General features: G+C 73.3%; 12 protein-coding genes. 4 read left to right on the top strand and 8 right to left on the bottom strand.

The genetic code is table 11. From position 1 onward, the window contains the following. Positions 1 to 61: 61 nt before the first annotated feature. Complete coding sequence (locus tag IE273_RS09355; RefSeq protein WP_189814685.1) at positions 62 to 1,717, bottom strand: MFS transporter; 1,656 nt, start codon at positions 1,715 to 1,717, stop codon at positions 62 to 64. Positions 1,718 to 1,978: 261 nt separating this feature from the next. On the opposite strand from IE273_RS09355, the gene IE273_RS09350 reads away from it, so the two are divergent. Together IE273_RS09350 and IE273_RS09345 are read left to right on the top strand one after the other, a co-directional pair. Next, complete coding sequence (locus IE273_RS09350) at positions 1,979 to 3,202, top strand: glycosyltransferase family 39 protein (RefSeq protein ID WP_189814684.1); 1,224 nt, start codon at positions 1,979 to 1,981, stop codon at positions 3,200 to 3,202. A 238-nt stretch (positions 3,203 to 3,440) separates the two neighbouring features. Beyond that, on the top strand, positions 3,441 to 4,466 hold the full coding sequence (locus tag IE273_RS09345; RefSeq protein ID WP_189814683.1) for a phosphatase PAP2 family protein: 1,026 nt from the start codon (positions 3,441 to 3,443) through the stop codon (positions 4,464 to 4,466). Between the two features lie 111 nt (positions 4,467 to 4,577). Here IE273_RS09345 and IE273_RS09340 read toward each other — a convergent pair whose 3' ends face one another. Then, a complete protein-coding gene (locus IE273_RS09340; protein WP_014671811.1) occupies positions 4,578 to 4,793 on the bottom strand; it encodes an I78 family peptidase inhibitor in 216 nt (71 codons plus the stop codon). 594 nt (positions 4,794 to 5,387) lie between these two features. Next, entirely contained in the window at positions 5,388 to 6,086 is a 699-nt protein-coding gene (locus IE273_RS09335; RefSeq protein ID WP_189814682.1) for a LysM peptidoglycan-binding domain-containing protein, read from the bottom strand. A gap of 543 nt (positions 6,087 to 6,629) precedes the next feature. Between IE273_RS09335 and IE273_RS09330 the strand changes: the two genes are divergently transcribed. Then, positions 6,630 to 7,421, top strand: coding sequence for a DUF8842 C-terminal domain-containing protein (locus IE273_RS09330; protein ID WP_189814681.1), 792 nt, complete (start codon positions 6,630 to 6,632; stop codon positions 7,419 to 7,421). A gap of 55 nt (positions 7,422 to 7,476) precedes the next feature. Next, positions 7,477 to 7,875, top strand: coding sequence for a hypothetical protein (locus tag IE273_RS09325; RefSeq protein WP_014671814.1), 399 nt, complete (start codon positions 7,477 to 7,479; stop codon positions 7,873 to 7,875). A gap of 63 nt (positions 7,876 to 7,938) precedes the next feature. Here the strand turns inward: IE273_RS09325 and der are convergent, their stop codons facing one another. The 5 genes from der to aroH form a co-directional block, all read right to left on the bottom strand. After that, a complete protein-coding gene (gene der / locus IE273_RS09320; RefSeq protein ID WP_189814680.1) occupies positions 7,939 to 9,420 on the bottom strand; it encodes a ribosome biogenesis GTPase Der in 1,482 nt (493 codons plus the stop codon). Between the two features lie 66 nt (positions 9,421 to 9,486). Continuing rightward, positions 9,487 to 10,194, bottom strand: a complete 708-nt coding sequence (locus IE273_RS09315; RefSeq protein WP_189814679.1) for a lysophospholipid acyltransferase family protein — start codon at positions 10,192 to 10,194, stop codon at positions 9,487 to 9,489. Beyond that, positions 10,152 to 10,847 carry a (d)CMP kinase gene (gene cmk, locus IE273_RS09310; RefSeq protein WP_189814678.1) on the bottom strand — a complete coding sequence of 232 codons (696 nt, stop codon included), beginning with the start codon at positions 10,845 to 10,847 and terminating at the stop codon, positions 10,152 to 10,154. The genes IE273_RS09315 and cmk overlap by 43 nt, the downstream gene beginning before the upstream one ends. 99 nt (positions 10,848 to 10,946) lie before the next feature. Then, the gene (locus tag IE273_RS09305) at positions 10,947 to 12,032 is read right to left on the bottom strand and encodes a prephenate dehydrogenase (protein ID WP_189814677.1); all 1,086 of its coding nucleotides are present in this window, start codon (positions 12,030 to 12,032) and stop codon (positions 10,947 to 10,949) included. Further along, the gene (gene aroH, locus IE273_RS09300) at positions 12,029 to 12,391 is read right to left on the bottom strand and encodes a chorismate mutase (RefSeq protein ID WP_014671819.1); all 363 of its coding nucleotides are present in this window, start codon (positions 12,389 to 12,391) and stop codon (positions 12,029 to 12,031) included. Before aroH ends, IE273_RS09305 begins: the two co-directional genes overlap by 4 nt. Positions 12,392 to 12,435 lie beyond the last annotated feature (44 nt).

Below are 12,435 nucleotides of genomic sequence, written 5' to 3'. Positions count from 1 at the left end.
AACGCTAGTTACGGCTCTCCGGCCGACGTTACGGTGCAGTGTCCCGCACGTCCAGAGGAGGTCAGGCGGTGACCCGCGGCTTCCCGGCCGCCGCCTCCGCCTCGCGCGGCGACGGCAGCGCGGGCTCGCCGCCCGCCGGTTCGCCGCCCGCCGACTTCCCGCCCGCCGGCTCCTCGCCGCACTGCATGAGCCACGGCAGCCGCAGTGCCATCACCGCGCCCAGCAGCAACAGGGCCGCGCTCGCCAGCAGCGTCACATGCAGTCCGTGCACGAAGGAGTCCCGCGCGGCACGGCGCAGCGCGGTCCCGGCCGGGCCGCCGAGCCGTCCGGCGACCTCGTAGGCCTCGCCGAGCGAGTGGCCCGCCGCGTCCGAGGCGGGCCGCGGCACGCCCGGCACCGACCGCAGGCCCGGCGCGTAGGCCGCGTTCATCACGCTGCCCAGCAGCGCGATGCCGATACCGGCCCCGAGCTGGTACGCCGTCTCGCCGATCGCCGCCGCGCCGCCGGCCTGGTCGGCCGGGGCCTCGCTGAGCATCGACTCATAGGCCCCGAAGAGCGTGGTCTCCAGGCCGAAGCCCAGCAGCACGAAGCCGGCCAGCAGCAGCGTCGGGTCGTCGGTGCCGCCCATGCCCGTCAGCGTCAGCACCGCCGCCGCCGTCAGGCAGAAGCCGAAGCACACCATGCGGCGCGGTCCGAAGCGGCGCAGCATGCGCGCGCCCGCGAGGCCGGCCGCCATCGCGGCGAGGGTGAGGGGCAGCAGCCTCAGGCCGGTCTGCAACGGTGACAGGCCGAGCACCAGTTGCAGGTACTGGGCGGCGATCAGCTCCAGGCCGACCAGCGCGAGCATGGCCAGCACGATGCAGCCCACCGAGGTGCTGAACGCGGGCCGGCGGAACATGCGCAGGTCCACCAGCGGATGCGGGAGCCGCCGCTGGCGCCGTACGAAGAAGAAGAGGAGGGCGGCGCCGGTCAGCAGCGGCAGCACGGTGACGGGGCTCGCGACCGCCTCCCCGCCGCCGAGCCGCTTCACGCCGAAGACCACGCCGAACAGCCCGGCCGCCGCCATCAGCGCGCCGGTCACGTCCCAGGGGCCCTCGCGGTCGCCCCGGGACTCGGGCAGCAGCATCCGGCCCACCGGCAGGCTCACCAGCATCAGCGGGATGTTGACCAGGAAGACCGCGCCCCACCAGAAGTGCTCCAGCAGGAAGCCGCCGAGCAGCGGTCCGATCGCCGCGCCGACCGCCGCGACCGCGCTCCAGACGCCGATGGCGAGGGCGCGCTCGCGCCGGTCGGGGAAGACCTGGCGCAGGATCGACAGGGTGGCCGGCATGATCATGGCGCCGCCGACACCGAGCAGCGCGCGGGCGGCGATGAGCGTCTCGGCGGTCGGTGCGAACGCGGCCACGGCGGAGGCCACCCCGAACAGGGCGTAGCCGAGCAGCAGGACGCGTCTGCGGCCGACCCGGTCGCCGAGGGTGCCGAAGAGGATCAGCAGCGAGGCGCAGACCAGCGGGTAGACGTCGACGATCCAGAGCAGTTCGATGGCGCCGGGCTTGAGGTCCTCGGTGACGGCGGGGACCGCCACGTGCAGCACGGTCGCGTCGAGCGCGACGAGCAGCAGGCTGACGCAGAGCACGACGAGGACGACCCAGCGGTTGGCACCTGCCCCGGGGGCCCGACGGCGCGGCCGGACGGCAGCCGTGGTCGTCCCGGACATGTACGTACCTCCCAGATGCTCCCTCGTGCGGGGCGGACCGACGGGGCGGGGACCCCCTGTCGTACGGCCGGAGAGGAGCGGTGTCTCCGGCCCGCGCGAACCCACGCGGGTGACTCGTCACAGTACGCGAGTCCGCCGCGCGGTCACGTGGCGGACCTCTCACCCACCGGAGGGAACCCGTGTGGCGTACGCCACGTCAGCCCCTCTTGACCCTGACCCCGGCGAGAGGTCCGGTGGAGCGCGCGGTCGATAATCGAGCCCGTGACCGATCTCGCGACGCGTGTGGCCCCGCCCCACGCCCCTCTTCCGCGCCGGGCGGCCCCGGCCCTCCTGGGCTACGCGGCCGTCCGCGCCCTGGGGCTGGTGGTGCTGGCGGTGTGGAGCGCCGCGCGCGGCAAGAGCGCGTTCACCTTGCTGACCGCGCGCTGGGACTCGCTCTGGTACACGCGGGTCGCCGAACTGGGGTACGGCTACGTGGTGCGGCTGCCGAACGGGGACGTCCACTCCAACCTGGCCTTCTTCCCGTTGCTGCCCTGGCTGGAGCGGCTGCTGCACGCGGTCACCCCGCTGTCGTACGCGGGCGCCGGGTTCGTGGTGAGCCTCGTGGCCTCGCTCGCCGCCGCGGCCGGGATCTTCGCGGTCGCGGACCGGGTGTACGGCCCCCGGACCGCGGTGTGCGCGGTGCTGCTGTGGGCGGTGCTGCCGGTCGGGATCGTGCAGTCGATGGCGTACAGCGAGTCGCTGTTCACGGCGCTGGCGGCCTGGTCGCTGTACGCGGTGCTGACCGGGCGGTGGGTGAGCGCGGGCGCCCTGGCGGCCCTGGCCGGGCTGACCCGGCCGGTGGGGGTGGCCGTGGTCGCGGCGGTGTGGGCGGCGGGCGTGGTCTCGTTCGGGCGAGAGCGCGGCGCGCAGCACACGCCGGGCGCGCACCATGACGGACACGCGCCCGCGCCCACCCCCGGCGCGTCCGGCGCCCCGTACGCCCCCGGCCGGCGGCGCGCGCTCGGCATGCTGCTCGCTCCGCTCGGGGCCGCCGGCTACGTCCTCTGGGTCGGCCACCGCACCGGGGAGGGCCCGCTCGGCTATCTGGACGTGCAGGCCGGATGGCGCAACGGGTTCGACGGCGGCTACGCCTTCGCCCGCTTCGTGGCCGACAAGTTCACGTCATTTCCGTCCGCTCTCGCCGGCCTCGGCCTGATCGCCGGGGTGGCCCTGCTCATCTGGCTGTACGTCACCGGGGTCCGCGCGCGCCAGCCGGTCGAACTGCTGGTCTACACGGGCGTCGTGCTCGTCCTCGCCCTGTGCGCGTCGAGCTACTTCGGCTCCAAGCCGCGGCTGCTGATGCCCGCGTTCCCGCTGCTGCTGCCGCTCGCCCGCGCCCTGGCCCGGCCGCGCGTACCCCGATCGGCCCTGCTCACGGCGGGGTTGGCGGTCGCGGCGGCGGTCTACGGGGCGTTCTGGCTGAACGGTTCCGGACCACCATGATCGACCGGGGCCGTCCGATGACGCCCCGGAGAATTCCGCGCCAGGACCGGGTTAACACATTCATAAGCGCCGCATAAACAACACCCGGCATGATCAAAGGAATTGGCCCGATCGGACTCACAGGATTGCGGAATCCCGGGAATTCGGCCCGCCCTTGAGAGGTTTCCCACATCACATCGTCATCACAAAGACGCTGTTTCGACCGGGAACACCGCTCACTCGCTGTAACGTCGATTGGGTGCGTACCGAACGAAACCTCACCCGGCGTCTGGACCGGGTGTTCGCCAGGCTGGACCGTGAGCCGGAACGACCGGCCCACATCGATGTGCCGAGGATGAGCCGGCACCGGGTCGTTCTGTTCTCCGCGACCCTGGCTTTCTACCTGGCGATCGTGTGGGCCGTGGTGACGACCTCCTGGCTGGTCCGGCTGGACTGGCAGGTCATGTTCTTCCGGCCGTACCAGCAGTGGCCCGAGATCCACGCGTTCCTCGACTACTACGTGGTGCTGGGCCAGCGCGGCCCCACCGCCGTGATGGTCGCGGCCTGGCTCGGCTGGCGCTCCTGGCGGCAGCACACCCTCCGCCCGCTGCTCACCCTGGCCACCTCGCTGCTCCTGCTGAACATCACGGTCGGCGCCGCCAAGCTCGGCATGGGGCGGCTCGGTCCGCACTACGCGACCGCGATCGGCTCGAACGAGATGGGCCTGGGCGGCGATATATTCCCCAGCGGCCACACCGCCAACGCGGTGGTGACCTGGGGAATCCTGGCGTATCTGGCCTCCACCCCGACGGCGCGCCGCTGGCTGTCGGCCCTCTCCGCGGTCACCTCGCTCGGCGTCGGCCTCACCACCGTCTACCTGGGTACGCACTGGCTGAGCGACGTGCTGCTGGGCTGGGCCGCCGGTCTGCTGATCCTGCTCGCCCTGCCCTGGTTCGAGCCGCTGATCGCCAAGGCCGAGCTGTGGCTCTTCGACCTGCGCGACCGCCTGCGCGCCCGCCGCGGCCTGCCGGCGCCCGAACCGGCCGTGCCGGTCACGCCGGTGCTGCTCAAGCCGCGCAACCTGCCGGCCGAGCAGCCGACGCCGGCCCGCGAGCCGGTGGCCTCCACCCGGTCCTCCCGGGGCCTGGCGCACCTCGCGCCCGGACCGCACACGGCCCGTTCGGAACGCACCCCGGTCACCCCGGCGGGCAGCCGCCGCCCGCCGCACGCCGACCGCCTCCCGCGCGGCACGTCCCAGCCGGCCCGGCCGCTGACCGGCGGCTGACGGACCACATCGGCACGGGGTCCGGTACGCACCACCGCCCCACGGCACGACGAAGGCCCCGCTCCTGCCCGGAGCGGGGCCTTCCGCGTATTCACCCGGGGGCCGGGCCGGTCAGCCCTTCCAGGCGCGGGCCACCCGGCCGTCCCGTACCTCGAAGTTCAGCCGTCCGGCCCGGTACTCCATGGTGATGATCGCGCCCGGCGGCAGCGACCGCACCGTCGACCAGCCGCGCTGCCGCGCGAGCCGTTCGGCGTGCGCCGCGTCGAGGCCGACGTACCCGTCCGGGCTGTCCTGGGGCTCCGCTGACGGAGTGGGAATCGGTGCCATGCGGCCACGCTAGGCCGCAACCGGCGGTGACGGAAGCCGGGCACAGACGGGTAAGGACCGTATCCGGTTCCCGTCACACTTCTGTCACAGCCACCGCGATCCCGTTTCGGCCGCGGTCACATCATCGTCCGCCACGGCGAGTGTCACACGAACGGGGGTTTCCGTTCGGCCCGCCGGGGTAATCGAACAGAATTCACGCGTGCCGGAGGGCCGCTCCGAATTACCCGGCGGAAAGTGCCGCAGTGGGGATCGGGACGGGCCCGGGGACGCGATTGTCCGCGCAATCCGCAGTGGCCCGGCGGCGGCTGACGCCACGTAGGAAATTCACGGATTCAGCACACAATCGCCGGACTCCCCCTGTCGGAACGCACGCCCGGCGAGGCCCGGGACGGCGGCTCGCGGGTGCGCGTGCCGCGGGCTGAAGTCCCCCGTGCCGGCCCCCGGCACCGGCCGACCACTCGCGGTGCGCCCGGAGCAGCGGGAGCGGGCGCGACAGGCGTGCCGAGGTCTCCCACCCGGGCCCGAGTCCGCCCGGGAACGCGGACAGCCGCCGTCCCCGTTGGGAACAGCGGCTGGTCCGCCTGCGGGCCGGGCTCAGAGCGCGAGGCGCTGCCCGGGCACGATCAGGTTCGGGTCGTCGCCGATGACGGCCTTGTTGGCGGCGTAGATCCGCTGCCAGGTGGTGCCGTGCCGGGCCGCGATGGTGCTCAGGGTGTCGCCCCGCCGGACGGTGTAGTCGCCGCCGTGCGGGGCACCACGGTGGGTGGTGGCCGCGGGGCGTTCCGGCGCCTTCGCCGGGGTGGACCGGGTGGGGGCGGACTTCGTCGTCGCGCCGCTGGTGCGGTTCGCCGTGCCGGAGGAGCCGGTGCGGGCCGCCGCCGGGGCGGCGCCGGAGGCCCCGGCCCGGCCCGAGCAGACCGGCCAGGCGCCCCAGCCCTGGGCCTGCTGGACCCTGGTGGCGACGGCGATCTGCGCGCTTCTGGAGGCCTGGTCGGCCGTCGGGGCGTAGGCGGTGCCGCCGTACGCGCGCCAGGTGCCGGCGGAGAACTGGAGGCCGCCGTAGTAGCCGTTGCCGGTGTTGATGTGCCAGTTGCCGCCGCTCTCGCACTGGGCGATGCGGTCCCACACCCCGTTGTCCGCCGCGGCGGCGTTGCCGGTCGCGGCCAGCAGCCCCAGCGGGGCCAGCAGGGCGGCTCCGGCGAGCGCGGCCGTCGTACGGCCCCTGCGGGCGCCCTCGGGACGGGCGCCGTCGGGACGGGTGGTGTTGCGGGTGGTATCGGCACACTCGGACATGTAGTTCCCTCTCCACGAACCCGGGCTCCCCCAAGGCGGAGCGCGGCTCGCCGCGTAGGACCGCGGTTCCTCGCGCCCGCCCCGCCCGCCGTGACCGGTGTCGGCGATCCTGCGCTGCCTGGTGCCGGTCGGCGGACGTACCCGAGCGGTGCTCGTTGCACACGGCGGAGGAATGTAAGGAGGGTGAGCGCCGGGAATCAACCAACTCGCCGTTGTTCCAGGCCACTTGCGCGTTACCCCGGGTATCGGCGATTTTCGGCCACCCACTACATGCACTGATTTCCTGATTTGTCGACCATCGATCGACGCTCGCTGTGACCCACTTCACCTCGTCAAGTTCCTTGACGGCGAATGGAGTTGACAGCCAGTGTTCGAATCGGCACCCCAGGTGATCGTGGGCGGGGGAAGGTGCGAACCAGTCGTCCCCGGGGCGTGACCACCACCACAGGACGCCCGTTGTCTTCTTCATGAGCCCGGAACCCCGGGGCTCATCGGCCGGGAGCCACCCGGCCGACCCAGCACCGCATCCCGAGGGAGCCACCCGTGCCGCGCATGCTCGACGTCAGCGACGCCGTACGCGCCGAGATCGGCGACGAAGAAGCCGACCGGCTGCTCGCCGGAGAGAACGCCCCGGGCAGTTACGACTGCACGTCCTGTCGCACCCCGGGCGACTCCGAGCAGGAGCGCACCAGCACCGTTCTGTTCGTCGGCGACGAGACCGCCGTCCTCGCCTTCGCCCACGCCAGCTGTCTGCCCTCGCAGGTCGTCCAGGTGACGGAGGAACAGCTCCAGGGCGCCGTCCGCTCCATCGGCGCCGTCGGCGGCGACCCGGCCGGCGGTGAGCCGCGCACCTCCGTGCCCGAGCAGGCGGTGCTCGGCGTGACCAGCGGACTCGTCCTGGTCGACGGGGAACTGCACCCCGCGCTCGTCGTCGAGCCGACCTCGCCGATCGTCCGTCCGGGCACCACCGGGACGGGCGACGACTTCCTGCCGCTGCTCATCGAGCAGGGCTTCATGCCGGTGGCCGAGCTGGCGTCCGTCCCTCCGGTGCTGCACGGCTGGTCGGTCCTGCTGGCCGTGGGCCAGCTGCACGCGGTGCTTCAGCCGTCGGCGGTCGGCGGGCAGCCGGTGGCCTGGTGGCAGGCGCACCAGCCGCTCCAGGTGACCGACAGCTGGCGGGCCGCCGCGAACAAGCACCAGCAGGTGCTGATGTTCGCCGCGCCGGTCGGGTCCATCGGGCGTCAGCCCCGGGAGGACCTGCTGCGGGACGCGCTGGACAAGGCCGCCGCGGTCGGCAGGCTGGTCGCCGCGGCACTTCCCCTCGCGGGCACCTGAGCCCCGGTGAGCCGTCCGGCCGCATCTCTTTCCGGTTACGGTCGTTTGGACATACGTGCACGCATACGACACTCCTCCCCGCCGGTCCTTCTCCTCCGTGCCGTCCGCCCGGGCGGCGCACGAGCCGTCCGGCGGGTCCTCGGCCACGCCGATCTACGACTCGCTCTACGCGGAGTGGGTCAGGACCTTCCGCACACTGCCGGGGGACCGCAGCGGTGAGGAGGAGCTGGGGTTCAGCGCCTTCGGCGACTTCCCGGACGGCACGGGCACGTACGGCGGGCACCGGGCGGGGTCGTTCAGCAGTTCCTACAGCGCCTACAGCGCGGGGGCCTACAGCGCCCGGCAGCAGTCGCAGTGGCAGCGGGTCGGCACGCTGGGCCGGCAGCACGAGACGGGGATGCAGCACGTGCCGGCCGCGGCCGCCCTGCCGCCGGGGCCGCGCCGGAGTGCGTGACGGGCACACGGACGAGGAGGGCCGCCCCGGAACACCGGGGCCGCCCTCCTCGTCGTACCGCCGTTACTTCTTCTTCGCGCCGCGCTTCTCGCGCACCCGCACCGAGATGTGGATCGGGGTGCCCTCGAAGCCGAACTCCTCGCGCAGGCGGCGCTCGATGAAGCGCCGGTAGCCCGCCTCGATGAAGCCGGAGGCGAAGAGCACGAACCGCGGGGGCTTGGTGCCGGCCTGGGTGCCAAAGAGGATGCGCGGCTGCTTGCCGCCCCGGACGGGGTGCGGGTGGGCCGAGACCAGCTCGCCGAGGAAGGCGTTCAGCCGGCCCGTGGGGACGCGCGTCTCCCAGCCGGCCAGCGCCGTCTCGATCGCCGGGACCAGCTTCTCCATGTGCCGGCCGGTGCGCGCCGAGACGTTGACCCGGGGCGCCCAGGCGACCTGGCCCAGCTCGGTCTCGATCTCCCGCTCCAGGTAGTAGCGGCGCTCCTCGTCCAGCGTGTCCCACTTGTTGAAGGCGATGACCATCGAGCGGCCCGCCTCGACGGCCATGCTGATGATCCGCTGGTCCTGCACGGAGATGGACTCGGCGGCGTCGATCAGCACGACGGCGACCTCGGCCTTCTCCACGGCGGCGGCCGTGCGCAGCGAGGCGTAGTAGTCGGCGCCCTGCTGGAGGTGGACACGCTTGCGGATACCGGCGGTGTCCACGAACTTCCACGTCTTGCCGCCGAGCTCGATGATCTCGTCCACCGGGTCGCGGGTGGTGCCCGCCAGCTCGTTGACGACGACGCGCTCCTCGCCGGCCACCTTGTTCAGCAGCGAGGACTTGCCGACGTTCGGGCGGCCGATCAGGGCCACGCGGCGGGGGCCGCCGATCGCGGTGCCGAAGGACTGCTCGGGGGCGTCCGGCAGGACCTCCAGGACGGCGTCGAGCATGTCGCCCGTGCCGCGGCCGTGCAGGGCCGAGACCGGGTGGGGCTCGCCGAGGCCCAGGTTCCACAGGTAGGCCGCGTCGGCCTCGCCGCTCGGACCGTCCACCTTGTTGGCGCACAGCACGACCGGCTTGCCGGCCTTGCGCAGCAGCCGGACGACCGCCTCGTCGGTGTCGGTCGCGCCGACCTTGGCGTCGACCACGAAGACCACCGCGTCGGCCGCCTCGATCGCGTACTCGGCCTGGGCGGCCACGGAGGCGTCGATGCCGAGGACGTCCTGCTCCCAGCCGCCGGTGTCGACGACCTTGAAGCGGCGGCCGGCCCATTCGGCCTCGTAGGTGACGCGGTCGCGGGTGACGCCCGGCCGGTCCTCCACGACCGCCTCACGGCGGCCGATCATCCGGTTGACCAGTGTCGACTTGCCGACATTGGGGCGGCCGACGACGGCGAGCACGGGCAGCGGGCCGTGGCCCGCCGCCTCGATGGCGCCCTCGACGTCCTCGATGTCGAAGCCCTCTTCCGCGGCGAGCTCCATGAACTCCGCGTACTCGGCGTCGCCGAGAGCCCCGTGCTCGTACTCGTGCTCGGCCGAGCCGTCGGGCTGGATGTCGTCGTTCATGAAGTCCGTACCTCGTCGTTCATTCGTGGTGATCGGTGGAACGAGCCCCCCGCGGGGGCTGATCCACTACTCAAGTGTCGCGCGGCGCCCGGTCAGGCGCCTGGCGTTTTCCAGGTGGCTGGTGAGCTGCTTCCGGATGCGCTCGGTCGCCTCGTCCAGCGCCGTGCGTGTGCGCCGCCCGCTGCCGTCGCCCGCCGCGAACGGGTCGCCGAAGACGACGTCGACGCGGGAGCGCAGCGGCGGCAGCGCCTTTATCAACCGGCCGGGCCGCTCCGCGCTTCCCAGGACGGCCACGGGGACGATCGGCGCCCCGCTGCGGACCGCGAAGTAGGCCAGCCCGGCGCGCAGCGAGGCGAAGTCACCCTCGCCCCGGGTGCCCTCCGGGAAGATGCCCAGCACTCCCCCGGCCGCCAGCACGTCGAGGGCCTGGCCGATCGCGGTGCGGTCGGCGGCGGCGCGGTCCACCTTCAGCTGGCCGATGCCGGTCAGGAAGGGGTCCAGCGGGCCGGTGAAGGCTTCCTTCTTGATCAGGAAGTGCGTCGGCCGGGGTGCCACGCCCATGACCATCGGGCCGTCGATGTTGTGGGAGTGGTTCACCGCGAGGATCACCGGGCCGGTGCCCGGCACCCTCCAGGCGCCGAGCACGCGTGGCCGCCACAGCCCGTACATCAGGCCGACGCCGATGCGCCGCCCGATCTCGGCGCCCCGCTCCGACGCGGCCGGCGGACGGCTCACTTCCCGGCCCGCTTCTCCTCGACCAGGGTGACGACGCACTCGATGACCTGGGCGAGGGTGAGCTCGGTGGTGTCCACCTCGACCGCGTCGTCGGCCTTGGCGAGCGGCGAGGTCTTGCGGCTGGAGTCGGCCGCGTCCCGCTTGATCAGGGCCTCGCGGGTGGCGTGGACGTCGGCGCCCTTCAGCTCGCCGCTGCGGCGGGCCGCGCGGGCCTCCGGGGAGGCGGTGAGGAAGATCTTCAGGTCGGCGTCCGGCAGGACGGTCGTACCGATGTCCCGGCCCTCGACCACGATGCCCCTGTCCGCGCCGGCGGCCAGGGAGCGCTGCAACTCGGTGATCCGGGCGCGCACCTCGGGCACCGCGCTGACCGCGCTGACCTTGGAGGTGACCTCCTGGGTGCGGATCGGGCCGCCCACGTCGACGCCGTCGACCGTGATGGTCGGGGCGGCCGGGTCGGTGCCGGAGACGATCTCCGGCTTGCCGGCGACGGCCGCGATGGCGGTCGGGTCCTCCAGGTCGATGCCGTTGGTCACCATCCACCAGGTGATCGCCCGGTACTGGGCACCGGTGTCCAGGTAGCTGAGGCCGAGCTGTGCGGCCACGGCCTTCGACGTGCTCGACTTGCCCGTGCCGGAGGGACCGTCGATCGCGACGATCACGGGCTTGGCGGTCGGGGCGGCGCCGTTTTCCACGGGAGGGCACCTTCCTGGTGAAGGGTGGTGAGCGGGGTCCGGGACGCGAGGGCGCCCCGCACAAGGTTACTGGCTCGCGGGAGGCGCCCTCACCGGGTGTTACCGGCGCAGCGCCCAGCCCCGCTCGCGCAGTGCTTCCTCCAGCAGCGGCACCGCCTTCGGTTCGACGCTCAGCTGGACCAGACCGGCCTGCTGCCCGGTCGCGTGCTCGATCCGGACGTCCTCGATGTTGACCCCGGCCCGGCCCGCGTCGGCGAAGATGCGGGCCAGCTGGCCGGGCTGGTCGTCGATGAGGACGACGACGGTCTCGTACGCGCGCGGGGCGCTGCCGTGCTTGCCGGGTACCCGCACCTGGCCGGCGTTCCCGCGGCGCAGCACGTCCTCGATCCCGGCGGTGCCCTCGCCGCGCTCGGCCTCGTCGGAGGATTGCAGGGCGCGCAGCGCCCGGACCGTCTCGTCCAGGTCGGCGGCGACGTCGGAGAGCAGGTCGGCGACCGGTCCCGGGTTCGCGGACAGGATGTCGATCCACATGTGCGGCTCGGAGGCGGCGATCCGGGTCACGTCCCGGATGCCCTGCCCGCACAGCCGTACGGCGGCCTCCTCGGCGTGCTCCAGGCGCGCGGCGACCATGTTGGACACCAGGTGGGGCATGTGGGAGACGAGGGCCACCGCGCGGTCGTGGGCGTCGGCGTCCATCACGACCGGTACGGCCCGGCAGTGCGAGACCAGTTCCAGGGCGAGGTTGAGCACCTCGGTGTCGGTGTCCCGGGTCGGGGTGAGCACCCAGGGGCGGCCCTCGAAGAGGTCGCCGGTGGCGGCCAGCGGGCCGGACTTCTCGCGGCCGGACATGGGGTGCGTGCCGATGTACGTGGTGAGGTCCAGGCCGAGCGCCTCCAGCTCGCGGCGGGGGCCGCCCTTGACGCTGGCGACGTCCACGTAGCCGCGGGCCGCGCCCCGGCGCATGGCGTCGGCGAGGACCCGGGCCACGTGGGCGGGCGGGGCGGCCACGATCGCCAGGTCGACCGGGCCCTCGGGGGCCTGGTCGGTGCCGGCGCCCAGGGCGGCGGCCGTGCGGGCCTGCTCGGGGTCGTGGTCGGCGAGGTGGACGGTGACGCCGCGCTGGGTGAGGGCCAGGGCGGCGGAGGTGCCGATGAGGCCGGTTCCGATGACGAGTGCGGTTCTCACTGGGCGATGTCCTTGCGCAGGGCCGCGGCGGCGCCGAGGTAGACGTGGGCGATGTCGGCGCGGGGCTTGTCCGACTCGATGTGCGCGAGGACGCGCACGACGCGGGGCATGGCGCCCTCGACGTCCAGTTCCTGCGCGCAGATCAGGGGGACGTCCACGATCCCGTGCTTGCGGGCGGCGGCGGCCGGGAAGTCGCTGTGCAGGTCGGGGGTGGCCGTGAACCAGATGCTGATGAGGTCGTCGGCGGTCAGCCCGTTCCGCTCCAGGACGGCGGTGAGCAGGGCCCCGACCCGCTCCTCCATGTGACCGGCCTCGTCCCGCTCCAGTTGGACGGCCCCCCGGACCGCTCGTACCGCCACGGTGCTGCTCCTCGCTGACATGCGTGTTCCGTTCTTGGTCCGTC

This window comes from Streptomyces olivaceoviridis, assembly GCF_014650115.1.
Lineage (GTDB): Bacteria > Actinomycetota > Actinomycetes > Streptomycetales > Streptomycetaceae > Streptomyces > Streptomyces olivaceoviridis.
Note: the sequence above shows the minus strand (reverse complement) of the source record. Positions and strands in the feature narration are given on the sequence as shown.

What these genes read in the sequence shown, in the direction of transcription:
- IE273_RS09335 (WP_189814682.1), bottom strand. Translation starts at nt 6,086, where the DNA reads ATGTCCGAGTGTGCCGATACCACCCGCAACACCACCCGTCCCGACGGC.
- der (WP_189814680.1), bottom strand. Translation starts at nt 9,420, where the DNA reads ATGAACGACGACATCCAGCCCGACGGCTCGGCCGAGCACGAGTACGAG.
- IE273_RS09355 (WP_189814685.1), bottom strand. Translation starts at nt 1,717, where the DNA reads ATGTCCGGGACGACCACGGCTGCCGTCCGGCCGCGCCGTCGGGCCCCC.
- IE273_RS09340 (WP_014671811.1), bottom strand. Translation starts at nt 4,793, where the DNA reads ATGGCACCGATTCCCACTCCGTCAGCGGAGCCCCAGGACAGCCCGGAC.